Raw genomic sequence first — 22,781 nt, forward strand, 5'->3', positions numbered from 1 at the left:
CCCGCGAATTCCGCTATTGAAGGACGCGGCAATCGTTCCGTCCTCTCCGCGAGCATTCCGCGTTCGTCGATCCGTCTCGCCGGTGCGCAGGTTCAATGCAGCTTTACCTCCCGATCGCCGATCTTCCGGTCAACGTCTTCCTGGTGCTCGCCATGGGCGCGGCGGTCGGCTTCGTCTCCGGCATGTTCGGCATCGGCGGCGGCTTCCTGATGACGCCGCTTTTGATCTTCATCGGCATCACGCCGGCGGTCGCGGTGGCCTCCGTGGCGAGCCACATCGCGGCCTCCTCCTTTTCCGGCGCCCTCTCCTATTGGCGGCGGCGCGCGATCGATCCGGCGCTGGCGAGCGTGTTGTTATGCGGCGGCGTGACCGGCACGACGCTCGGCGTCTGGACCTTCACCCAGCTGCGGGCGCTCGGCCAGCTCGACCTGATGATCGCGCTCTCCTACGTCGTGCTGCTCACCACGGTCGGCAGCCTGATGTTCTCGGAAGGATTGCGCGCCTTGATGCGGACCCGGCGCGGGGCGCTGCCGCCGCGCCGCACCCACAACTGGATCCACGGCCTGCCGCTGAAGATGCGGTTCAAGCGCTCGAAGATCTATCTCTCGGTCATCCCCGTGGTGATCGTCGGCATCGTGATCGGCTTCATCGGCGCCATCATGGGTATAGGCGGCGGCTTCATCCTGGTGCCGATCATGATCTATCTCTTGAGGGTGCCGACCTCGACGGTGATCGGGACCTCGATGGTTCTCACCGTCGTCACCATGCTGTTCGCGACCATGCTGCACGCGGCGACCAATCACCTCGTCGATGCCGTGCTGGCGCTGATCCTGATGGTCGGCGGCGTCACCGGCGCGCAGTTCGGCGCCCGTGCCGGCCAGAAGATCCGCGGCGAGCAGCTGCGGCTGCTGCTGGGCTTGCTCATCCTCTCGGTCGGAATCCGCTTCGCGATCGAGCTGGTGATCCAGCCCTCCGATCTCTTCACCATCCGTGAGCTCGGAGTGAGCCGATGAGGCGCATGCTTCTCGCCATCGTCCTCGTCCTGCTGCTCGGCGGCGCTGCGCGGGCCGAGCGGCTGATTGTGTCGGTCTCGAATCACCGGGTCACGGTGACGCCGAACTATTCCGGCGAGGAGCTGGTGCTGTTCGGCTCGGTCGAGAAGGATACGACGACGCCCGCGGACCGCACGGCCTACGATCTCGTCGTCACCGTGATGGGCCCGCGCGCCGACATGGTGACGCGGCGGAAGGAGCGCACCTTCGGCATCTGGATCAACACCGACTACCGCCAATTCCTGCAGGTGCCGAGCTATCTCGCGCTGTTCGCCAACCGCCCGCTCGACGCCATCACCTCGCCCGAGATCGCGCGGCGGCAGCAGATCGGGCTCAACAACGTGCTGCTGACGCAGCGGGTCAGCGGCGACTTTGCCGACGTGGTGCCCAACGATGCGTTCCGCTCGGCCTTCATTCGCCTGCGCACCCAGCGCGGGCTCTACCGCGAAGACGGAAGCGCGGTCACGTTCCTGACGCCGACGCTGTTCCGCACCGGCATTCCGCTGCCCGCGGAGGTGCCGATCGGCACCTATGAGATCGAGATCAAGCTGTTCGCCAACGGCGCGTTCATCGGCAAGACCGAGACCGCGTTCGAGATCGTCAAGGTCGGCTTCGAGCAGTTCGTCGCCACCACCGCCCGCCAGAACGGCCTGATCTACGGCCTCGCCACCGTTGCGATGGCGCTGATGACGGGGTGGATGGCCTCGATCGTGTTCAGGAAGGACTAGCCCCCCGTCATTGCGAGCGCAGCGAAGCAATCCAGACTGCCTCCGCTGCGGCAGTCTGGATTGCTTCGTCGCAAGAGCTCCTCGCAATGACGATAGTGAACAGCGGGGCCTCCACCTACACCACCGCCTTCGCCGGCCGCGTCACCAGATAGATGCCGAGCGCGACCGGAATGATGCCAAGCAGGTCGCGCGCCTCGATGTGCTCGCCGAGGACGAGGAATGCGAACAGCATGCCGAGCGGCGGCATCAGGAAATGATAGGCGCTGGCGGCGGTGGCGCCACACGTCTTCAAGAGACGAAACCAGAGCCAAGAAGCGATGATCGAGCCGCCGAGCACGAGAAAGGCGAAGGCGCCGATCAGGCTCGGCGTATAGTCGATCGCGTCGACATCGGCGAAGGTGAGCGCGACCGGTGTCAGTACGATGCCGGCCGCGAGGTTCTGCACGCCATTGCCGATCCACAGGGATCCCTTCGGCGCCAGCAGCTTGAACAGGATGGTGCCGGCCACGATCGAAGCGAGCGAGGCCAGCGTGAAGACGATGCCGTGCAGCGAATCGGTGCCGACCGACAGGCGGTGCCAGACGATTGCGGTCACGCCGATGATGCCGAGCAAGAGGCCGCTCGCCTTGCGCCAGGTCATGCCTTCGCCGAGCAGCAGCGCGGCAAGGCCCGCGGTGAACACCGGATTGGCTGACACGATCAGGCCGCCGAGGCCGGCGGAGACCGATTGCAGGCCGGTGTAGCCGAGGCCGAGATAGAGCGCATTGTTGGCGATGCCGAGCAACGCGAAGATCGCGGCATCGCGCCACGACAACGACCAGGCTTCGCCGCGGATCAACGTGGCGCCCAGGATCAAGATACCCGCGAGCGAGAAGCGCGCGGCGAGCAGGATCAGCGGCGGGCAATGGGTGACGCCGATCTTGCCAGCGATGAAGGCGTAGCTCCAGAGCAGGCAGAACAGGCCGATCGCGAGCGGCAATGTGTTGAAGCGGCTGCGGGGGGCGGGAAGCGAGCTGGCGAGCGACATGAGGGGCATTCTCGGATGTTTTTTTCTGCCCTCGATCTAGGGAGGCCGCTTGCCATTTGGAAATTAAATGATTAACTCGCGCCCAGTGGATTTCTTAATGGAGGCGGCCGTGCTCGATCTCGAGCTGCTGCGCAGCTTCGTCTCGGTGGTCGAGGCCGGCGGCTTCACCCGCGCCGGCGAGCGCGTCCACCGCACGCAATCGACCGTGAGTCAGCAGATCAAGCGGCTGGAGGAGGATGTCGGTCAGGTGCTGCTGCACCGCGACGGCAAGGACGTGCGCCCGACCGAGGCCGGCGAGCGGCTGCTGTCCTATGCGCGGCGATTGCTCTCGCTGGCCGAGGAGGCGCGCGACGTGCTGCGCCAGCCTGATAGCGATGGCGCGATCCGGCTCGGCATCCCCGAGGACTTTGCCGCGTACCGGCTGGCAAAACTGCTGGGCGCGTTCTCGCGCTCGCATCCGGGATTGCGGCTGGACGTGCGCGCCGACCAGAGCAAGCATCTCGCCCGCGATCTCCAACGCGGCGAGCTCGACCTTGCGCTCTACAAGCGCGAGGCTGGCGCGAAGGACGCGATCGCGGTGTGGCCGGAGCGGGTGCACTGGGTCACCAGCAAGAGCCACCCGGTCGACGTCAACGTGCCGTCGGTGCCGCTGATCGGCTTTCCGCTCGGCTGCATCTACCGCGCCGGCGCCATCCACGCGCTGGAAACGGCCGGCCGCGCTTGGCACACCGCCTACACCTCATCGAGCCTCGCCGGCATTCAGGCCGCGGTCGCCGCCGGCATGGGCCTCAGCATCCTGTCGGAGATGGCGATCCAGACCGACCACCGCGTGCTGACGGCGAAGGACGGCTTTGCGCCGATCAACAAGACCGAGGTTGCACTGATGGCTTCGCCGGATGCGAGCCCGGCGACGCTGCGGCTTGCGGACCGTCTCGCGGAGTTTTGCGATACGGTGCAGAGCAAGGCGGCTTGAGCTCACCAAACCTCCTACGGCTCTCAATTCGCTGCGGATATCAGCTTGTCGCCGCACGCGCTTGCGTAAAACTTACCGCCGCATTGGCGCTTGATCGCAGCGCAGCGGGCTGCGGGCGACGCCTTCTGCGGCGCTGTGAAGCCGCAGCTGAGGCCATCGGCGCTGCGACCGGTCGTGCCGGCGGCAAACGCCGCACTGGTGGCGCTGATGCAGACGACGAGCAGGGCCGCAGTGGCGATTTCGATCAGCAGTCTCACGGTCCGCTTCTCCACACTGATGGCTGAATCTTTCGTAATCTAGCACCGAATCTGGGTTTCTCCGTGCTCCTCCGGGTTCCCAATTCGGCCCATTCCTTGCATAAATTTGCGCCAGCGCAGTGCACGGCCTCGCGGGCGACAGTTCCGGTGCAAGGGCAGGACGCGTACAGTTAAGAGTTGTTTCGACCTAGGAAGTAACGGCTTTGCAGGATTCATCGTTCCAGCCCAGTTTTCCGGCCCCCGGGCAGCCCATCGACGAACTCGCGCTGGCCGAGATCAAGGGCGCAATCCTGGCAAAGCTGCGCCTTGCCATCGGCAAGGACGCTGGCATGGCGACCAGGCACGATTGGTACCAGGCCGCGGCGCTCGCGCTGCGCGACCGCATCGTGCATCGCTGGCTCACGGCCGAGAAGCACAGCTACGACGCCGGCCGCAAGCGGGTTTACTATCTCTCGCTCGAATTCCTGATCGGCCGGCTCTTCACCGACGCGCTCAACAACATGGGCCTGCTCAAGATCTTCGAGGTCGCGCTCGGCGATCTCGGCGTCTCGCTGCCGGAGCTGCGCAAATGCGAGCCGGATGCGGCGCTCGGCAATGGCGGCCTCGGCCGGCTCGCCGCCTGCTTCATGGAGAGCATGGCGACGCTGTCGATCCCCGCGATCGGCTACGGCATCCGCTACGATTACGGCCTGTTCCGTCAGATCATCAATCAGGGCTGGCAGCAGGAATATCCTGACGAATGGCTGAGCTTCGGCAACCCCTGGGAATTGCAGCGACCCGAGGTGATCTACGACGTCAATTTCGGCGGCGGCGTCGAGCATGTCGACGACAAGGGCCGCGACCGCTCGATCTGGCATCCTGCTGAAACCGTGCAGGCGATCGCCTATGACACGCCGATCGTCGGCTGGCGCGGCCAGCACGTCAATGCGCTGCGGCTGTGGTCGGCGCGCTCGCCCGATCCGCTCAAGTTAGATGCCTTCAACAAAGGCGATTACGTCAGCGCCAGCGCCGAGCAGGCGCGCGCGGAGGCGATCTGCAAGTTCCTCTATCCGAACGACGAGAGCCCGGCGGGCCGCGAGCTGCGGCTGCGCCAGGAATATTTCTTCGTCTCCGCCTCACTCCAGGACCTGGTGAAGCGGCATCTCGCCTCCGACGGCCAGCTGCGCAACCTCGCCGGCAAGGTCGCGGTGCAGCTCAACGACACCCATCCGAGCCTTGCCGTCACCGAGCTGATGCGGATCCTCGTCGACCTCCACAATTTCCGCTGGGACGAGGCCTGGAAGATCACGGTCGCCACCCTCTCCTACACCAACCACACGCTGCTGCCGGAGGCGCTGGAGACCTGGCCGGTCGAGCTGTTCGAGCGGCTGCTGCCGCGGCATCTGGAGATCATCTACCGCATCAACGTGCAGCATCTGGCGCTCGCCGAAGCGCGCTGCCCGGGCGACATCGACTTCCGCGCCTCAGTCTCGCTGATCGACGAGAAAAGCGGCCGCCGCGTGCGCATGGGCCAACTCGCCTTCGTCGGCTCGCACCGCATCAACGGGGTCTCGGCGATGCATTCGGACCTGATGCGCGAGACCGTGTTCCACGACCTCAACCATCTCTATCCCGGACGGATCACCAACAAGACCAACGGCATCACCTTCCGACGCTGGCTGATGCTGGCGAACCCGAAGCTGACCGATTTGTTGCGCGAGAGCTGCGGCGATGCCGTGCTCGACGATCCGACCCAGCTCTCGCTGATCGAGGCGCGCGCCAGCGACGTCGAGTTCCAGAAGAAGTTCCGCAGCGTCAAGCACCACAACAAGGCCCAGCTCGCCCGCCTGATCGGCGAACGGCTCGGCATCAGGGTCGACCCGGGCGCATTGTTCGACGTGCAGATCAAGCGCATCCACGAGTACAAGCGCCAATTGCTCAACGTCATCGAAACGGTCGCGCTGTACCAGGCGATCAAGGACGAGCCGAACGGCAATTGGGTGCCGCGGGTGAAGATCTTCGCCGGCAAGGCGGCGGCGAGCTATCGCTACGCCAAGCTGATCATCAAGCTGATCAACGACGTCGCCGAAATCGTCAACAACGATCCCGCGATTGGCGGTAAGCTCAAGGTCGTGTTCCTGCCCGACTACAATGTCAGCCTCGCCGAGGTGATCATTCCCGCGGCCGATCTGTCCGAGCAGATCTCGACCGCGGGCATGGAAGCCTCCGGCACCGGCAACATGAAGCTGGCGCTGAACGGGGCCATCACCATCGGCACGCTCGACGGCGCCAATATCGAGATCCGCGACCATGTCGGCACCGAGAACATCGCGATCTTCGGCATGGAGGCCGGCGACGTGATGATCCGGCGCAAGCAGGGCCTGGATGCCTCCGACGTGATCCGCAGGTCGCCGAAGCTGCAGCGTGCTATCAACGCGATCGGCGCTGGCGAGTTCTCGCCCGGCGACCCCGGCCGCTTCGAATCCATCGCGCACGCGCTGCGCTATCTCGACCATTACATGGTCAGCGCCGATTTCGATTCCTACTACGAGGCGCAGCGCGCGGTCGATGCTCGCTGGCAGGTGACGCCAGCCTGGACCCGCGCCTCGATCCTCAATGTCGCGCGCATGGCCTGGTTCTCGTCCGACCGCACCATCCGCGAATATGCCGAGGAAATCTGGAACGTGCCGGTCAATCCGACCACGCCGTTGCTGCCGAACCTGCGCGACGCCGCAGGCTGATTTTTCCGCGGCGTGGAAGCGGCCTTACCTGCGAGGTTATTGCTTTAGCAGGATAGCCATCATATCACGGCTTGAGATTTTTCTGGCCGGAGTTGATCGTGCCTGTCGGCGAGTATGTCACCCCGGATGGGCAGTTTCGATTCCTCGTCATCTGTCCCGATGGGGACTGGACGTTGGGTTTCGACGGCTTCCCCTGGCACACGCACGGCAGCATCCTCGCCAGTCTCTCCGGGAAGGACGAGGAAACTGCCATCGACGACTTCGTCGCCCACCTGACGAGCGGCAAGAGCATCATCGCTGTAAAGCGCATAGGAGGCTCGATCACAGACGTCTGGGTTACAGACGATCCAGCGGATGATGCCCTGAGTTCGCGGCAATTTGGCCCCGATGACGAGACGATGGAGTTTCGTCGTTGGGACGGAAGCTCAGTAGAGGTCTAACCCATGCACGCCAAGCTCCTGCACCCATTCGACGAGGCCACGCGCATCACCGCTGGTGACAGCAGCTGGCAGGGGCACACCAGCGACGATTACTGGGCCTTTGTCGGCCCGTTCGGCGGCGCCACCGCCGCGACCATTTTGCGGGCGCTGATCGAGCATCCGCAAGCCGCCGGCGATCCGCTCGCCCTCACCGTCAATTATTGCGCGCCGATCGCCAATGGTCCGTTCGATCTCGACGTGCGCCTCGTCAAGGCCAACCGCTCCAGCCAGCACTGGAGCGTCGAGCTCAGCCAGGGCGGCGGCGAGGTCGCAACGCTCGCCACCGCGGTGTTCGCCGAGCGCCGTCCGTCCTGGGAGCACAGGGTGGCGCAATATCCGGATGCCAAGCCGTTCGAGCAGACGCTGCCATTCCCGAAGATCTCGGCATCCTGGGCCAACCAGTATGAATTCCGCTTCGTCGAGGGCGAGATGCGGATCGGCCCGCCGCAGGCCGAGCCCGCCAGCACCTACTCGAAGATCTGGATCAGCGACCGCACGCCGCGCAAGCTCGACATGCTATCGCTGATGTCGATGTCGGACGCCTTCTTCGGCCGCATTTTCCACGCCCGGCGCGAGCTGGTGCCGTTCGGCACGGTGTCGCTGACGACCTATTTCCACACCGACGCCGAGGAGCTCGCGGCTGAAGACATCACGCGCGTGCTGGCGACGGCGGATTCGAAGATCATGCACAAGAGCTACGCCGACCAGAACGCCGAGCTGTGGTCGCCGAACGGGCGGCTGCTCGCGACCACGACGCAGATCGCGTATTTCAAGGCGTAGCTGCTTCCGCGAACTCGTCATTGCGAGCGCAGCGAAGCAATCCAGAGATCTTTCCGCGGAGGCGGTCTGGATTGCTTCGTCGCAAGGGCTCCTCGCAATGACGGTGGAGGGATCTCGCCACAAGCAAAAAGGGCGGCCGCGAGGCCGCCCTCTTCGCATCCAAGACCGAGCGACCTTACTCCGCCGCCAGCTTCACGTCCGGGGCAGCCGCGCGCACCTCGGCGTCCACCTGTGCTTCGAACTTGGCAAAATTCTTCTGGAACATGCCGACCAGGGCGCGGGCGGTCTTGTCGAACTCGTCCTTGTCCTTCCAGGTATTGACCGGGTTGAGGATCTCGGCCGGCACGCCCGGCAGCGCGGTCGGGACCGCGAAGCCGAAATACTTGTCGGTGCGGAATTCGACGTTGCGCAGCGAGCCGTCGAGCGCGGCGGTGAGCAGCGCGCGCGTCACCTTGATCGGCATGCGCGAGCCGACACCATACTTGCCGCCGGTCCAGCCCGTGTTGACCAGCCAGCAATCGACATTGTGCTGGGCGATGAGGTCGCGCAGCATGTTGCCGTAGACGGATGGATCGAGCGGCAGGAAGGGCGAGCCGAAGCAGGTCGAGAATTCCGGCTGCGGCTCGTTGCCGAGACCGCGCTCGGTGCCGGCGACCTTGGCGGTGTAGCCGGACAGGAAGTGATACATCGCCTGCGCCGGCGAGAGCTTGGCGATCGGCGGCAGCACGCCGAAGGCGTCGGCGGCCAGCATCACCACGTTCTTCGGCTGCGGCGCGCGGCCGGTGCGCGAGGCGTTCGGGATGAAGTCGAGCGGATAGGCCGAACGCGTGTTCTCGGTCTTGGAGCCGTCGTCGAAATCGACGACGCGGGTGTCCTCATCGAGCACGCAGTTCTCGAGCACCGCGCCGAAGCGGGTCGAGGCGGCATAGATCTCCGGTTCGGCTTCCTGCGACAGCTTGATGCACTTGGCGTAGCAGCCGCCTTCGAAATTGAAGACGCCGTTCGGGCCCCAGCCGTGCTCGTCGTCGCCGATCAGCGTGCGGTTGGGATCGGCCGACAGCGTCGTCTTGCCGGTGCCCGACAGGCCGAAGAAGATCGCGGTGTCGCCCTTGGCGCCGACATTCGCCGAGCAGTGCATCGGCATCACACCGCGCTCGGGCAGATAATAATTCAGCGTCGTGAAGACCGACTTCTTCATCTCGCCGGCATAATAAGACCCGCCGATCAGGACGATCTTGCGGGCGAAATCGATCGCGACCACGTTCTCCGAGCGGCAGCCATGGCGTTTAGGATCGGCGCGGAAGCTCGGCATGTCGATGATGGTGAGCTCCGGCACGAAGGTCGGCAGCTCGATCGCCTCGGGGCGGATCAGCAGCGTGCGGATGAACAGCGAGTGCCAGGCAAGCTCGGTGAAGACGCGCGTCTTGATCCGGTAGGCCGGGTCGGCGCCGCCATAGAGGTCCTGCGCGAACAGGCGCTTGCCTTCGGCGTGCTTGAGGAAGTCCTGGTAGAGCGTCTCGAATTGCTCTGCGGTGATCGACTGGTTGCCGGCCCACCACATCTTCTTGTCGGTGGTGGCGTCGCGCACCGTGAACTTGTCCTTCGGGCTGCGCCCGGTGAACTCGCCGGTGTCGGCGCAGAGCGCGCCGTCGGCGGAGAGCACCGCCTCACCCGCTGCCAGCGAGTATTGATAGAGTTGTGGCGCACCCAGATTCCAGTGAACCTGCTTGAGATTCTTTAAGCCGAATTTGTCGGCGCCGAAGGCACCGTTGCGCACGCCCGTCTCTTGCACGAAAAATCCCTCCTAGAACCCGCGACATCAAGCGCGGCCAAGTTTGGCGCCGTCGCGATCACCGTGAATATGGGCCGTTCGGCCTCGGCTGAACGACCTAATAATGATGAACGCCGGCGTTGCCAAGCTGATCCCGCAGGATTTGGTTTATTCAAGGACCGCGCCAAACGCCGCGCATGTCAGCTCTGAAAGGCCGCATCGAGAATGTGCGGATGATCGCGCAACCAAATGCACATCTGCGCGTTATGTCCGGTTATTGCGACGCACAATCACTGCGTCAACACCCCTATCTTACCTCGCCCTCTCCGATCAACGCGAACGGTCCCCACATCGCGGGATAAGCGTTGCGCGGCGACGAGGCGTCGTCGAGATAGGTTAACATCGCGCGGCGCAAGGCTTCGGCGCGGCCGAGCTTTGGCTCGTTCTTCAGCAGCTCGAACGTCGACGTGGTCAAGCGGGTCGCAGCCTCCGAATCCACGGCCCAATGCGACACCAGGAGCGCGCGAGCACCTGCGTAGAAGAACGAGCGCGCCAATCCCGACAACGCCTCGGCACCGGGCTTGTCGCCCGCGATGGTGTTGCAGGCGGACAGAACAACCCAATCGGCATTGAGCTTGAGCTGGGCCACTTCGCTCGCGGTGAGAAGACCATCGTCGAGCTCCGTCGGCTGGTCGGGGATGGAGAGCGCCAGCGAGGGCTCCCCCAATCCCTTGACATCGCCGGCGACGAGGCCGTGGGTGGCAAAGTAGATGATGCCGTATTGGGCAAGCGCTGCACGCTTGAGCGTCGTTTCGCTGGCGTCGCGGCCGAGATGGATGTCAGCCTCGGCAGCGCCGACGTCCCTCGCCACCGCGTTCAATTCGTCGGCGGTATCGGGCAGCTGCGGCAGCGCCTGGGCCAGCCGCGCACGATCCACGCCTGCGCCGCGCCAGAAGTCGGCATAGGCGATCGTCGCGATGCTGCGTGCGGCGACCTTGCCGTTCGCGGCACGCCGGTCGGCAGGCCCTTCGGCTGCAGGGTTGAACACGGGATCGCCGAAACCGGTCATCGGCTTGACGCTTTGATCCCTGCGGGCAAAAGCGCGCAGCGATTTCAGGCTGATCACCGACGGCAGGACCGAAACGGCCTGACGCCGCAGCAGCCAGGCAGCACTGCGATAGCCCTCGAGCCGGTCCGGGATCGCAGCCTGTGGCTTCTCTGTGACCAGCAGATGAAACGGCAATGCGGTCAATGCCGCCGACGGCACGACCAGCAGGTTGCGCTTGTCCTTGGTCAGCGCCTCAACCGGGCCGAGCAGCGCGACATAGAGCTCGTTGGCAAGACCGAGGTCGAACAATCCCGATTTGCCGGATGCATCGCGCGCCTTGCCGACATCGAGCCCCCTGCGGAAGGCCGTGACCTTCTGTGCGACCGCGTCCGCTCCGAGCGGAATCTCCTTCCAGTCGACGCTCTCGCGCGTGATCGCGACGACATAGCTCCGCCTGTCGACGACGGAATAGACCACCATCGCCTCGTCGGACGCCAGCAGCGGCTGGATGTCCTTGACGGTCAGCGGCAGCGGGTTGGATAGCGAGGAATAGTCGGGAAACTCGACGGCGAGCGTCTTCTGCAATCCATTGCGCGCGCCCGCGATCGCCGCAATCCGCACGCGGCTGCGCTGCTCGGCCGCGACGTCGCGCTGCGCCGATGGCTTCGACACCGCAGCGATGATCGCCTTGTCGAGCGCTTCCGACTCGGCCGCGAGATCCTGATCCTTGCGCACGAGCTCGGCGAGCCGGTCGCTGCCGGCGGCGAGCCGCACCGCGAGCTTGTTCACGGCAGAAGCGGCAGAGGATTGCGTGCCGCGCTGGATCGCAGCAAGCGCATCGTCGAGCGCCTTCTCGCTCGCCAGCAGCGATTGCTGCCGTGCCGCGAACAGGATCGGCAGCACGACGCGCAGCTGCGCACGATTGGCCGCAAGCGTCTTCTGCGCCGACGGCAAGGCATCCGCCGTCCGCCCCGTCGCCTGCAGAAAGTCGGCAAGATTGCTCGTCGAAGTCGCAACATCAGGGTGATCCGGCCCGAGCGCGCGTTCGCGGATCGCCAGCGCGCGACGATACAGCGGCTCGGCATCGGCAAAACGCTGCTGGTGCTGGTAGAGCCCGGCGAGATTATTGAGCGAGCGCGCGACGTCGGGGTGTTCAGGCCCCAGCACCTTTTCGCGGATCGCGAGCGAGCGCTTGATCGGCGCTTCGGCACCGGCGTCGCGATTGAGGTCGCGCTCGACCTGTCCGATGTTGTTCAGGACGGTGGCGACCGCGGGATGCTCGGGACCGGCAGCCTTCTGATAGATCGCGAGCGCACGGCGGAACAGTGGCTCGGCATCGGCCGGACGCTGCTGCTTGGCGTAGAGCGTGGCGATATTGTTGAGGGATTGACCGACGTCGGGATGCTCGCGCGGCAGCGCCTTCTCGCGCACGGCAAGTGCACGCTTGAACAGCGGCTCGGCCTCTGCGAAGCGACCCTGCCGCTGATAGAGCGCGGCAAGATTGGTCAGCTCGGCCGCAATCAGGGCGTTGTCGGAGCCGAGCGATTTTTCCATGAGTGCGATCGCGCGCTTGTAGAGCGGCTCAGCCAGATCGTCCCGTCCCTGACCGGCATGGACCTGGCCGAGATTGTTCAACGCGCCCGAGAGATCGCGGCCGTTGTCCTTCTCCAGGCTGGCGACCATCGCCTGCGCCAACGGCAGCGCTTCCGAATATTTTCCGGCACCGATGAGCGCGGTGAGCCGCGCGCTCTCGGCGGCGAGACCTTTCTGCGCAAGGGCTGGCGTGGCGAGCAAGGTGGTGATGGCGAGCGCGAGAGCCGCCGTCCATGCCAAACGTTGACGCGTCATGACCCCTCTCGCTGCGAGCCCGAAAACCATCACGGTCATGGGTCGCGGCGATCGGTAGCCGCGTTCAAGCGGTTGCGCCCTGGTCCACCTTCGTGCGCGCTTCGCCAGCGAGACGGACCAGCATCTTGCGAAGCGCCGTGCCATCCGTCACCCGCTCCGGGAAGTCCAGCCGCAGCGTTGCCTGGCCGACCTGCATGTCGAGGCCTTCAGGATCACAGCCGGTACAGCGCCAGTCGCCCTCGGTGGCGCCGAGCAGCTTCGTGGCATAAAGATTGAGGGCGTCGCGATGGTCGGCGTTCATGTGCTCGACGGCGCCCTCCTCCGCCGCCAGCAGGTCCTCGGCGCCGGTGAGGTCCGTCAGGAATTGCTCCGGCTTGAGGTCGACGATCCGGCCAAAGCCGGCGACCAGATGTGTTCCCGTGGGCCGGATCCGGAAGAAGGAGAAATCCTTAAAAGAAACAAAGCCTTCTGCCGAGGGATGAGCACTCAGATACCGTCGCTGGAGCAGATCCTTGTTGGAATCGGCCTCCTCGGCCCGGCCGGACAGCATGATCCGGGCGCCTTCCAGGGGATCGCCGGCCGCGCGCTCGTCCAGCATCAGCGAGACCCTGGAGTCCGCGAGGACGTTCTTGGTGTGCACGGCGAGGCGCGAGATCAACAGGATCGGCGAGCCGTCGGGATGGCTGGCCAGATTGACCAGGGAACAATAGGGATCGCCGCTGCCGGCCATCAGCGTCGCCAGAGCCCCCTGCCGGGACCGCCTCAGCAGCGATTTGGCGAGCTTTGCGGGGTCGAAATCGGGGGTCGGTTGCATCGGCTTTCTCGGCTCAGGTGGTTGCAAGGAGGGTCTTTTTTCGGGTAAACGGGGGCCCGGTTATGGGTCGAGATGCGGCGAATCTGCCGTGTTTCGTGGAACTTGGTCACACTTCAGCCCAGCTTGCATTGCTCGGTGACAAGGTTCGAACGCCACTTCGGCACCCATGTATGCGGCGCATCACTGATTGCTCGCCGTTTCAAGCCACGACCCAAACGGAAAGCAGAAAGCAGAGAGGCTCATGCCCACAATCGCTTTGGTCGACGACGACCGCAACATTCTCACATCCGTCTCGATCGCGCTGGAAGCCGAAGGCTACCGTATCATGACCTACACCGACGGCGCTTCCGCGCTCGACGGTTTCCGTACCACCCAGCCCGATCTCGCCATCCTCGACATCAAGATGCCGCGCATGGACGGCATGGAGACGCTGCGCCGTCTCAGGCAAAAGTCCGACCTGCCGGTGATCTTCCTCACCTCCAAGGACGAGGAGATCGACGAGCTGTTCGGCCTCAAGATGGGCGCCGACGACTTCATCCGCAAACCGTTCTCGCAGCGTCTGCTGGTCGAGCGCGTCAAGGCGGTGCTGCGGCGCTCGGCGCCGAAGGATCCGACCGTTGCGCCGAAGGAGAACGACGCCAAGGCGCTCGACCGCGGTCTGCTGCGCATGGACCCCGAGCGCCATACCTGCACCTGGAAGAACGAGCCGGTGACGCTCACCGTGACCGAATTCCTCATCCTGCAGGCGCTCGCGACCCGGCCCGGCGTGGTGAAGAGCCGCAACGCGCTGATGGACGCCGCCTATGACGACCAGGTCTATGTCGACGACCGCACCATCGACAGCCACATCAAGCGGCTGCGCAAGAAGTTCAAGGTGGTCGACAACGAGTTCGAGATGATCGAGACGCTCTACGGCGTCGGCTACCGTTTCAAGGAAGCCTGAGGGCGCCTCCTCCACGGCGATCGAGAGCATCTCCGGTTCTCGTTCCATCGGGACGAGGATCGCTCTAGGATGCGGGGACCTTCGCACGGGCCGTCCTAACGCGGGCGTAAGCATTGCTTGACCGAACGCAGCCTGACCCTAACCAGAGCGCCGGGGATATCGCATCCGCCGGCGTTCAGGAGCACGTTGCCGACAACAAGCCGCAGGGCTTCCGGCCGCTGAACTGGTTGAAACGCGCCGGGCAGTTCTTCTTCGCGCTGTCCTTCTCGAGCCTGACCCGCCGCATCGTCTCGCTCAACCTCGCCGGCCTCGTCGCACTGGTGGCGAGCATCCTGTACCTGTCGCAATTCCGTGCCGGCCTGATCGATGCGCGCGCGCAGAGCCTGCTGGTGCAGGCCGAGATCATCGCCGGGGCGATCGCGGCCTCCGCGACGGTGCAGACCAACGCCATTACCATCGACCCCGACAGGCTGCTCGACCTCAAGCCGGGCGAGACCTATGGCGGCTCGGATGAGTATTCGCCGCTGGACTTCCCGATCAATCCGGAGCGCGTCGCGCCGGTGCTGCGCACCTTGATCTCGCCGACCAAGACGCGCGCCCGCATCTACGATCCGAACGGCAGCCTGCTGCTCGACAGCCGCAACCTCGAAAACGTGCTGCGCTTTCCGCTGCCGCCGCCGGCCGAGCAACCCGGCATCATCGAGCGCGGCAAGGTCGCGGTGCGCACCTGGCTGAACCGCGGCGACCTGCCGCTCTATCGCGAGCTCGGGCCCGAGAACGGCAACGGCTATGCCGAAGTGGGCGACGCTCTGCAGGGCCAGAAACGCTCGATGGTGCGGGTCAACGCACGCGGCGAGGTGATCGTCTCGGTCGCGGTCCCCGTGCTGCGCTCGCGCGCGATCCACGGCGCCTTGATGCTGTCGACGCAAGGCGACGACATCGACCAGATGGTCACCGCCGAGCGCCTCGCCATCCTGAAGGTCGGCGGCGTCGCCGCCGCCGTCATGATCATGCTGTCACTGCTGCTGGCGAGCACGATCGCAGGTCCGGTGCGCCGGCTCGCCGACAGCGCCGAACGCGTCCGCCGCCGCATCAAGGCCCGCATCGAGATTCCCGATTTCACCCGCCGCCGCGACGAGATCGGCCACCTCTCCGGCGCGCTGCGCGACATGACCAGCGCGCTCTACAGCCGCATCGAGGCGATCGAGATGTTCGCTGCCGACGTTGCCCATGAATTGAAGAACCCGCTGACCTCGCTGCGCTCGGCGGTCGAGACGCTGCCGCTGGCGCGCAACGAGAACAGCCGCGCCCGCCTGCTCGAGGTGATCGAGCACGACGTCAAGCGGCTCGACCGGCTGATCTCCGACATCTCCGACGCCAGCCGCCTCGATGCCGAGCTGCAGCGCCAGGATGCGATCCCGGTCGATTTGCGCCGGCTGCTGACGACGCTGGTGTCCGTCGCCAACGAAACCAAGCTCGGCCACGACGTCGCGGTCGAAACGCGCTTCGAGGGCCGCAGCCCGACCGACACCTTCGCCGTGAGCGGCCACGATTCCCGGCTCGGACAGGTCGTCTCCAACCTGCTCTCCAACGCGCAATCCTTCTCCGATCGCGGCAGCAAGGTGCGCCTCACCTGCCGCCGCGTTCGCTCCGAGATCGAGATCGTGGTCGACGACGACGGCCCCGGCATTCGCGAGGACGCGCTCGAGCGCATCTTCGAGCGCTTCTACACCGACCGCCCGCATCAGGGCTTCGGCCAGAACTCCGGCCTCGGCCTGTCGATCTCCAAGCAGATCGTCGACGCCCATGGCGGACGGATCTGGGCAGAGAACCGCCCTGGCCCGCCGGACGCCGACGGCACTCCGACAATTGCCGGTGCGCGCTTCGTGGTGAGGCTGCCGGCGCTATGAACGAAGGCGGGCCCAGCGTTCACGCCTCTGCCGTCAAGGTCGGGCCTTACGCCGTGCTGATCCGCGGGCCCTCGGGGTCCGGCAAGTCGCGGCTTGCCTTCGATCTGATCATGGCGGGGCGCTCGGGCGTTGTGGAAAGGGCCGTTCTGGTCGGTGACGACCGTGTCCATCTGGCGACACTCGGCCACGAAATTGAGGTCCGCCCCGCGCCTCGCCTGGCGGGCCTGATCGAGATCCGGGGCCTCGGAATCCGCCGCTGCGACTTCGTGGAGCATGCGACCGTCGGTCTCGTGGTCGATCTGGCCGCAGCCGACGCGGAGCGCCTGCCGCGGGCCGAAGCCCTGAAAACCAGCATTTTTGGTGTCGAAATACCGCGAATCCCTGTGCCCCGCGACTATTCGCCCCTTCCCCTGGTTGTTGCGGCCTTGACCACTACCAAGAGTTCATCTTCGGTTAACCCTTCAGGCGATTGTTTGAAGGGAAATGGTAACCATATGAACCCCACTATCGCGACCGAATAGACCGGCGCAGCTCCCCTCATCCATCCGTCTAGATTCAGGGAGATACGCAACATCCCCTCTTGCGCGGGGGCTCTGGATGGTCAAAGTGGCGCGTTCGTGCGGTGCACCAAAAGCGCCCGCGAGGAGTTTTCCGATGATTGGTCTAGTACTTGTGACCCACGGGCGCCTTGCCGACGAATTCAAGGCAGCGCTTGAGCATGTCATGGGCCCACAAAAGCAAATCGAAGCGATCACGATCGGCGCCGAAGATGATTCCGATCTCTGCCGAAGCGACATCATCGAGGCGGTCAACCGCGTCGATTCCGGCGACGGCGTTGCGATCCTCACCGACATGTTCGGCGGCACGCCGTCGAACCTGGCAATATCCTGCATGAGCCGGCCCAAGGTCGAAGTGCTCGCGGGCATCAACCTGCCCATGCTGGTCAAGCTTGCCAAGGTGCGCGAGGAGCGACCGCTGCCCGACGCGATCGCGATGGCGCAGGAAGCTGGCCGCAAATACGTCACCATCGCCAGCCGGGTGCTCGCCGGCAAATGAGCGAGGAGGCGCCACAAGCCGCGACCGGCGTGCCCGCGGGCGCGATCTCCAAGGATCTCCTGATCATCAACAAGCGCGGCCTGCATGCGCGCGCCTCGGCGAAATTCGTCCAGGCGGTCGAGCGCTTCGATGCGCAGGTGTGGGTGACGCGCGGCGGCGAGACCGTCGGCGGCACCTCGATCATGGGCTTGATGATGCTCGCCGCGGGTCCCGGCACGACGATCACGGTGGCGGCGGCAGGGACCGACGCCGAAGCCGCGCTCGCGGCGATCACGGAGCTCGTTGAAAGCAAGTTCAACGAGGAAGGGGTTTAGGCCCTTCTCTCACCACGCGGCCAGGTGCGCTCCCTCGCCCCGTACTTGCGGGAGAGGTGACGAAATCATTTCCCCGGCGGCGCGAAGTAGATGTTCCAGCTCATCGACGGTCCGGCCTTGCCGTTGGTGAAGCGGCGCGTTGTCATCACGATGCGCTCGGCGTTGGGCGCGACGTCCGACACCCATTTCTCGAACGCGGGCAGGCGGCCGTCGGTCGGATCGAACACGCCGATGAAGCCGTACTTCCTGGCGTCGTCGCGCGAGGTCAGTCCGGAATCCCAGGCCTCCAACGGCAGCAGCGCGGACGGATGATCCGGGCTGTAGAACACCAGCGGCTGGATCTGCTCCATCGTGCCGGCAACGACGGCCCAGCGCGACCCGAAGCGGGTGTGCCAGGCCTGGGTCAATTCGCGCGCGAGCTCCGAGCGCGCGCCATAGATCTGGGCATTGCCGGCATTGGCCGCCATCTCGCGCGCGGCGATCCAGGGCGAAGCGGCGAGCGTCGCGGCGCTGAGCACGAGCCAGATCGCAGCGATGTTGAACAGCGCGGCGCTCTGCACGCGCAGCGTCGGGATCGCGACCAGAGCGAGCGGCACCAGGAAGAACAGCGAGATGCCCCAATCCGTCTTCATGTAGATGCTGAAGGCGAGCGCGCCGAGCGGCGGGCCGACTGCGACGATGACCTGGACGATCCAGACATTCAGCGCCTGCGAGACATTGACCCCTGCATTGGCGCCGCGCGCCCAGGCGCGCGTGACGATGCGCAACGGCGCACGCAGCAGCAATTTGCCCCATGGCGGCACCAGCGCCATGGCCAGCGCCGCGAGCGCCACCGGCAAGGCCAGCAGCGCGAAGTTATGCAGCACATAGCCCGCGACCAGCTGATGCACCTGGGCCTTGTCCTGAAGGCTGTAGGTGTCGCCGGCATAGGTCAGCGGCACGAAATGCGCATCCGCCAGCCAGACGAGGTGCGGGATCATCGCCGCGACCATCGTGGCAATCGCGACCCACGGCGCGGGCGACGACAGGAAGCGCAACCGGTCGGGATGGATCAGCGCGGCGAGGCCGATCGCGCCGATCATGGTCAGCACCCAATATTTGGTCATCAGCGCCAGCGCGCCGGCAAGCCCGAGCAGGATTCCGGATTGCCAGCTCCGCTTCTCGAAGGCGTTGAGATAAGCGAGCACCAGGAGCGGCAGCGTGACGAGCTGCAAGAGGTCCGGGTTGTACTTGAAGCCCTTGAAATTGAAGATCGGGTAGAGCGCGATCATCACCACGACCAGGAACGCGCGGCGCGCATCCACCACGCGCAAGGCGATCAGCCAGCAGATCACCATGCCGACGCTCACCGTCGTCATCGCCAGCGCATAGGTCGCCCAGTCCGCCGCCGGGAGCGCCTTGAACCAGAGGCCGGCCACCCAGCCCGACAACGGCGGGTGCTTGCCATAGCCCCAGAGGAATTTCTGGCCCCAGCCCCAGGCTTCTGCGACGTCCATATGAACGTCCTGCGCCGCCTTCAGATTGATCAGGATGAAGGTCCAGAGCACCGCATGCAGGATGGCAAATTGGATCACCAGCCACAGGCGCGCCTCGGGGCGGACCGCACAGGCAACCAGGAAGGCCCGGAAGCGGTTGTAACTCAAGCGGGTCTTTGCCCGCGCTCCGGCAGTGGGAAGAGAGGTCGTGGACATGGCCGTGCGTAGCGCGTTTTGGCCCGTCATGGAATCAGCTTGGCGTGAACAAAGGCCCTGAAAATACAGCAATATGGTTGCCGCACGGGGATGTGAGTGGTATCCCGCGCCCATGACGACCGTCCCCATTTCCAACATCCGCAATTTCTCCATCGTCGCCCATATCGATCATGGCAAATCGACGCTGGCCGACCGCCTGATCCAGATGACCGGCGGCCTCTCCGACCGCGAAATGGCGGGGAAGGAGCAGGTGCTCGATTCCATGGACATCGAGCGCGAGCGCGGCATCACGATCAAGGCGCAGACGGTGCGCCTCGCCTACCGCGCCAAGGACGGCAAGGACTACATCTTCAACCTGATGGACACGCCCGGCCATGTCGACTTCGCTTACGAGGTCTCGCGGTCGCTGGCGGCCTGCGAGGGTTCCCTGCTCGTGGTCGATGCCAGCCAGGGCGTCGAGGCGCAGACGCTCGCCAACGTCTACCAGGCGCTCGACAACAATCACGAGATCGTCCCGGTCCTGAACAAGGTCGACCTGCCCGCGGCGGAGCCCGAGAAGGTCAAGCAGCAGATCGAGGACGTCATCGGCATCGACGCCTCGGACGCGGTGATGATCTCGGCCAAGACCGGCCTCGGCATTCCTGATGTGCTGGAAGCCATCGTCACCCGCCTGCCGCCGCCGAAGGGCGACCGCGACGCGACCTTGAAGGCGCTCTTGGTCGACAGCTGGTACGACGTCTATCTCGGCGTCGTCGTGCTGGTGCGCATCGTCGATGGCACGATGAAGAAGGGCCAGCGCGTGCGCATGATGGGCACGGGCGCGGCCTATGACGTCGAGCGCGTCGGCTTCTTCACGCCGAAGATGCAGCAGGTCGAGGAGCTCGGCCCCGGCGAGATCGGCTTCATCACCGCCGCGATCAAGGAGGTCGCCGACACCCGCGTCGGCGACACCATCACCGACGACAGGAAGCCGGTCGCCGAGATGCTGCCGGGCTTCAAGCCGGCGATCCCGGTGGTGTTCTGCGGCCTGTTCCCGGTCGACGCCGACGATTTCGAGACGCTGCGCGCGGCGATGGGCAAGCTGCGCCTCAACGACGCCAGCTTCTCGTTCGAGATGGAGACGTCGGCCGCGCTCGGCTTCGGATTCCGCTGCGGCTTCCTCGGGCTGCTGCACCTCGAGATCATCCAGGAGCGGCTGTCGCGCGAATTCGATCTCAACCTGATCGCGACCGCGCCGAGCGTCATCTACAAGATGAAGCTCACCGACGGCCAGGAGATCGAGATCCACAATCCCGTCGACATGCCTGATGTCGTCAAGATCGCCGAGATCGACGAGCCCTGGATCGAGGCGACGATCCTAACGCCCGACGAATATCTCGGCAGCGTCTTGAAGCTGTGCCAGGACCGCCGCGGCGCGCAGAAGGAGCTCACCTATGTCGGCTCCCGCGCCATGGTGAAATACGACCTGCCGCTCAACGAGGTCGTGTTCGACTTCTACGACCGTCTCAAATCGGTCTCCAAGGGCTACGCTTCGTTCGACTATCACCTGACCGACTACAAGCCGGCCGATCTCGTCAAGATGCAGATCCTGGTCAATGCCGAGCCGGTCGATGCGCTCTCGATGCTGGTCCACCGCACCCGCGCGGAGGGGCGCGGCCGCGCCATGGTCGAGAAGATGAAGGAGCTGATCCCGCCGCACATGTTCCAGATCCCGATCCAGGCGGCGATCGGCGGCAAGGTGATCGCGCGCGAGACCGTGCGCGCGCTGCGCAAGGACGTCACCGCGAAATGCTACGGCGGCGACATCACGCGTAAGCGCAAGCTTCTGGAGAAGCAGAAGGAAGGCAAGAAGAAGATGCGGCAGTTCGGCAAAGTCGACATCCCGCAGGAAGCTTTTATTGCCGCGCTGAAGGTCGACAGCTGAGGCGAGGCTCGGGACGGGCCAGCCGGGTCGCCGGGGCCGGCAAACAGGCGCTCTCCCGACGGCAAACAAAAAAGTGCGAAAACAACCCCATGCACAGTAGCCGCCCTCTTGGCGGCATTGTGCTTTTTCGATTTTACGAAGTCGGTTTGACCCGTCGGGCAAAACAGGGGTATGGTGGCATCATCGAACGCTTGCCTCTCAGCCGTGTATCTATTCCTCGCCCCTCTTCGCGATCCTGATGCCCTCGATGATCCGGTCGCTCGGGTGCAACACGACGCGATCACCTGCAGCTAGTCCGGAGAGAACTTCGGCCACGCGGTTATTCCGGTGGCCGATGCGGACCGGGACGGTTCTTGCACGGCCGTTCTCGTCGGCGAAAACCGCCCATTGGTCGCCTTTTCGGAACAAAGCGCTCACCGGCACGGTCAGCGACTCGGTCGCGCTCCATGTCGTCACGTGAACGATAACACGATAGTCGTGCCCGAGCGTGCCCCACTTCTCGGGCGGGTCGGTGAAATCGATGGTCACGCGGACCCGCTGCTCCTCGGTGCCGAGTGCGGAGACTTTCAGGAAACCGGCCGGGTCGACCCGGACCACCTTTCCCGCGATGGGCTGACCGCCCCAGCCATCGATCCGGACCGGCGCGCCGACCTTGATCTGGACCGCGTCAGTCGAGAGCAGGTCGGCCACGACCTCGAGATCGAACGGGTCGCCGATATCAACCAGCGGCGTCCCGGGCAGAACCGTCGTCTCGCTGTCCTGGATGATCTTCAATACCCGTCCGCTTGTCGGCGCCAGCACACGGATGCAGCAGGTCGGCTCCGCGGGAGGGATAGCGCTTGCCGGGTCCATCAGCCGGGCCGCCAGGCTGGTCCGCACTGCGCGGCGCATCTCGACCTGGGCCTTGGCACCTCTCAGGGCGGCCTCGTTGGTGGCGACCTCGAATTTCGCCTTGTCGTAGGCCTGGGCCGAGGTAGATTGCGTCCGCAACAGCGTCTGCACCCGCTGGAACTCGGTCCGCGAAAAATCCAGCGCGGCTTCGATCCGCTGCACTTCAGCTTCCTGCTGCTGGATCGCGGCGTCTGCGGCCAGGACCTCCGCCTGCAGCTGATCGCGCGATCGCGCATCGATGAAGCCGGGCAGCGTCGGTTGCATCAGGGCGACGGTCTGGTTAGCGACGACGTCGTCGCCGACATGGAGCGAAGGCCCCTGCTCGCCGAGCGGATGCGAGATTCTCAAGACCTTGCCCGCGATCGGCGCCGACACCGTGTAGACGTGGCGCACGCGGGTCTTGCCGTCGTCGTCCGCCGTGACCTCGATCGGCCCCTTCGCGACGGTCGCGAGATCGACCAGAACCGGTCGGGGCCAGGCGAACCAAGCGAGCCCTGCGAGGATCGCAGCAGCGAGCGCGGCGCCGATGATGCGTTTGGTCCAGTTGGCGGGCAT

19 protein-coding genes are annotated in these 22,781 nt (G+C 65.1%); 12 read left to right on the forward strand and 7 right to left on the reverse strand.

Features of this window, described 5'->3' with window-relative positions:
• The first annotated feature begins 95 nt into the window (after nt 1-95).
• Both I6F21_RS33855 and I6F21_RS33860 read left to right on the forward strand, forming a co-directional pair.
• Nucleotides 96-1,013 (forward strand): sulfite exporter TauE/SafE family protein, encoded by a 918-nt coding sequence (locus I6F21_RS33855; protein ID WP_074448058.1) that lies wholly within the window; start codon nt 96-98, stop codon nt 1,011-1,013.
• Nucleotides 1,010-1,780: a TIGR02186 family protein gene (locus I6F21_RS33860; protein WP_036014162.1), complete on the forward strand. Its 771-nt coding sequence runs from the start codon at nt 1,010-1,012 to the stop codon at nt 1,778-1,780. Before I6F21_RS33855 ends, I6F21_RS33860 begins: the two co-directional genes overlap by 4 nt.
• A gap of 115 nt (nt 1,781-1,895) precedes the next feature.
• On the opposite strand, the gene I6F21_RS33865 is transcribed toward I6F21_RS33860, so the two are convergent.
• Nucleotides 1,896-2,807, reverse strand: a complete 912-nt coding sequence (locus tag I6F21_RS33865; protein ID WP_036014164.1) for a DMT family transporter — start codon at nt 2,805-2,807, stop codon at nt 1,896-1,898.
• Nucleotides 2,808-2,916: 109 nt separating this feature from the next.
• Between I6F21_RS33865 and I6F21_RS33870 the strand changes: the two genes are divergently transcribed.
• On the forward strand, nt 2,917-3,780 hold the full coding sequence (locus tag I6F21_RS33870; protein ID WP_225127163.1) for a LysR substrate-binding domain-containing protein: 864 nt from the start codon (nt 2,917-2,919) through the stop codon (nt 3,778-3,780).
• Between the two features lie 23 nt (nt 3,781-3,803).
• Here I6F21_RS33870 and I6F21_RS33875 read toward each other — a convergent pair whose 3' ends face one another.
• Complete coding sequence (locus I6F21_RS33875) at nt 3,804-4,037, reverse strand: hypothetical protein (RefSeq protein ID WP_057027807.1); 234 nt, start codon at nt 4,035-4,037, stop codon at nt 3,804-3,806.
• Between the two features lie 203 nt (nt 4,038-4,240).
• On the opposite strand from I6F21_RS33875, the gene I6F21_RS33880 reads away from it, so the two are divergent.
• The 3 genes from I6F21_RS33880 to I6F21_RS33890 all read left to right on the forward strand — a co-directional run bounded on the left by I6F21_RS33880 (nt 4,241) and on the right by I6F21_RS33890 (nt 8,016).
• Nucleotides 4,241-6,757 (forward strand): glycogen/starch/alpha-glucan phosphorylase, encoded by a 2,517-nt coding sequence (locus I6F21_RS33880; protein WP_225184085.1) that lies wholly within the window; start codon nt 4,241-4,243, stop codon nt 6,755-6,757.
• Nucleotides 6,758-6,855: 98 nt separating this feature from the next.
• The gene (locus tag I6F21_RS33885) at nt 6,856-7,197 is read left to right on the forward strand and encodes a hypothetical protein (protein ID WP_225184086.1); all 342 of its coding nucleotides are present in this window, start codon (nt 6,856-6,858) and stop codon (nt 7,195-7,197) included.
• Nucleotides 7,198-7,200: 3 nt separating this feature from the next.
• Complete coding sequence (locus I6F21_RS33890) at nt 7,201-8,016, forward strand: thioesterase family protein (protein ID WP_036014176.1); 816 nt, start codon at nt 7,201-7,203, stop codon at nt 8,014-8,016.
• 175 nt (nt 8,017-8,191) lie between these two features.
• Here the strand turns inward: I6F21_RS33890 and I6F21_RS33895 are convergent, their stop codons facing one another.
• The 3 genes from I6F21_RS33895 to I6F21_RS33905 form a co-directional block, all read right to left on the reverse strand.
• On the reverse strand, nt 8,192-9,808 hold the full coding sequence (locus I6F21_RS33895) for a phosphoenolpyruvate carboxykinase (RefSeq protein ID WP_109145474.1): 1,617 nt from the start codon (nt 9,806-9,808) through the stop codon (nt 8,192-8,194).
• A 286-nt stretch (nt 9,809-10,094) separates the two neighbouring features.
• Nucleotides 10,095-12,683 carry a CHAT domain-containing tetratricopeptide repeat protein gene (locus tag I6F21_RS33900; protein WP_225184087.1) on the reverse strand — a complete coding sequence of 863 codons (2,589 nt, stop codon included), beginning with the start codon at nt 12,681-12,683 and terminating at the stop codon, nt 10,095-10,097.
• Between the two features lie 64 nt (nt 12,684-12,747).
• Nucleotides 12,748-13,497, reverse strand: coding sequence for a DUF2470 domain-containing protein (locus I6F21_RS33905; protein ID WP_225134029.1), 750 nt, complete (start codon nt 13,495-13,497; stop codon nt 12,748-12,750).
• Nucleotides 13,498-13,738: 241 nt separating this feature from the next.
• Here I6F21_RS33905 and I6F21_RS33910 point away from each other — a divergent pair, with 241 nt between their 5' ends.
• The 5 genes from I6F21_RS33910 to I6F21_RS33930 all read left to right on the forward strand — a co-directional run bounded on the left by I6F21_RS33910 (nt 13,739) and on the right by I6F21_RS33930 (nt 17,720).
• Nucleotides 13,739-14,440, forward strand: a complete 702-nt coding sequence (locus I6F21_RS33910; RefSeq protein ID WP_008542552.1) for a response regulator transcription factor — start codon at nt 13,739-13,741, stop codon at nt 14,438-14,440.
• A gap of 113 nt (nt 14,441-14,553) precedes the next feature.
• Nucleotides 14,554-16,350 carry a sensor histidine kinase gene (locus I6F21_RS33915; protein ID WP_036026440.1) on the forward strand — a complete coding sequence of 599 codons (1,797 nt, stop codon included), beginning with the start codon at nt 14,554-14,556 and terminating at the stop codon, nt 16,348-16,350.
• Nucleotides 16,347-16,871 carry an HPr kinase/phosphatase C-terminal domain-containing protein gene (locus tag I6F21_RS33920; RefSeq protein ID WP_225184088.1) on the forward strand — a complete coding sequence of 175 codons (525 nt, stop codon included), beginning with the start codon at nt 16,347-16,349 and terminating at the stop codon, nt 16,869-16,871. The genes I6F21_RS33915 and I6F21_RS33920 overlap by 4 nt, the downstream gene beginning before the upstream one ends.
• Nucleotides 16,872-17,004: 133 nt before the next feature.
• Nucleotides 17,005-17,406, forward strand: a complete 402-nt coding sequence (locus I6F21_RS33925; RefSeq protein ID WP_007597752.1) for a PTS sugar transporter subunit IIA — start codon at nt 17,005-17,007, stop codon at nt 17,404-17,406.
• Nucleotides 17,403-17,720 carry an HPr family phosphocarrier protein gene (locus I6F21_RS33930; protein WP_036014186.1) on the forward strand — a complete coding sequence of 106 codons (318 nt, stop codon included), beginning with the start codon at nt 17,403-17,405 and terminating at the stop codon, nt 17,718-17,720. The genes I6F21_RS33925 and I6F21_RS33930 overlap by 4 nt, the downstream gene beginning before the upstream one ends.
• A 65-nt stretch (nt 17,721-17,785) precedes the next feature.
• Here I6F21_RS33930 and I6F21_RS33935 read toward each other — a convergent pair whose 3' ends face one another.
• Entirely contained in the window at nt 17,786-19,411 is a 1,626-nt protein-coding gene (locus I6F21_RS33935; RefSeq protein WP_225184089.1) for a glycosyltransferase family 39 protein, read from the reverse strand.
• A 112-nt stretch (nt 19,412-19,523) separates the two neighbouring features.
• On the opposite strand from I6F21_RS33935, the gene lepA reads away from it, so the two are divergent.
• Nucleotides 19,524-21,335 (forward strand): translation elongation factor 4, encoded by a 1,812-nt coding sequence (gene lepA / locus I6F21_RS33940; protein ID WP_036041840.1) that lies wholly within the window; start codon nt 19,524-19,526, stop codon nt 21,333-21,335.
• 210 nt (nt 21,336-21,545) lie between these two features.
• Here the strand turns inward: lepA and I6F21_RS33945 are convergent, their stop codons facing one another.
• Complete coding sequence (locus I6F21_RS33945) at nt 21,546-22,781, reverse strand: HlyD family efflux transporter periplasmic adaptor subunit (RefSeq protein ID WP_036026436.1); 1,236 nt, start codon at nt 22,779-22,781, stop codon at nt 21,546-21,548.

The sequence above is a fragment of the Bradyrhizobium sp. NBAIM03 genome (assembly GCF_020194055.1).
GTDB lineage: Bacteria > Pseudomonadota > Alphaproteobacteria > Rhizobiales > Xanthobacteraceae > Bradyrhizobium > Bradyrhizobium yuanmingense.

Coding starts and splice junctions, on each gene's coding strand:
- I6F21_RS33855 (WP_074448058.1), top strand. CDS start 96: ATGCAGCTTTACCTCCCGATCGCCGATCTTCCGGTCAACGTCTTCCTG.
- I6F21_RS33860 (WP_036014162.1), top strand. CDS start 1,010: ATGAGGCGCATGCTTCTCGCCATCGTCCTCGTCCTGCTGCTCGGCGGC.
- I6F21_RS33865 (WP_036014164.1), bottom strand. CDS start 2,807: ATGTCGCTCGCCAGCTCGCTTCCCGCCCCCCGCAGCCGCTTCAACACA.
- I6F21_RS33890 (WP_036014176.1), top strand. CDS start 7,201: ATGCACGCCAAGCTCCTGCACCCATTCGACGAGGCCACGCGCATCACC.
- I6F21_RS33900 (WP_225184087.1), bottom strand. CDS start 12,683: ATGACGCGTCAACGTTTGGCATGGACGGCGGCTCTCGCGCTCGCCATC.
- I6F21_RS33905 (WP_225134029.1), bottom strand. CDS start 13,497: ATGCAACCGACCCCCGATTTCGACCCCGCAAAGCTCGCCAAATCGCTG.
- I6F21_RS33910 (WP_008542552.1), top strand. CDS start 13,739: ATGCCCACAATCGCTTTGGTCGACGACGACCGCAACATTCTCACATCC.
- I6F21_RS33920 (WP_225184088.1), top strand. CDS start 16,347: ATGAACGAAGGCGGGCCCAGCGTTCACGCCTCTGCCGTCAAGGTCGGG.
- I6F21_RS33925 (WP_007597752.1), top strand. CDS start 17,005: ATGATTGGTCTAGTACTTGTGACCCACGGGCGCCTTGCCGACGAATTC.
- I6F21_RS33930 (WP_036014186.1), top strand. CDS start 17,403: ATGAGCGAGGAGGCGCCACAAGCCGCGACCGGCGTGCCCGCGGGCGCG.
- I6F21_RS33935 (WP_225184089.1), bottom strand. CDS start 19,411: ATGTCCACGACCTCTCTTCCCACTGCCGGAGCGCGGGCAAAGACCCGC.
- lepA (WP_036041840.1), top strand. CDS start 19,524: ATGACGACCGTCCCCATTTCCAACATCCGCAATTTCTCCATCGTCGCC.
- I6F21_RS33945 (WP_036026436.1), bottom strand. CDS start 22,781: ATGCCCGCCAACTGGACCAAACGCATCATCGGCGCCGCGCTCGCTGCT.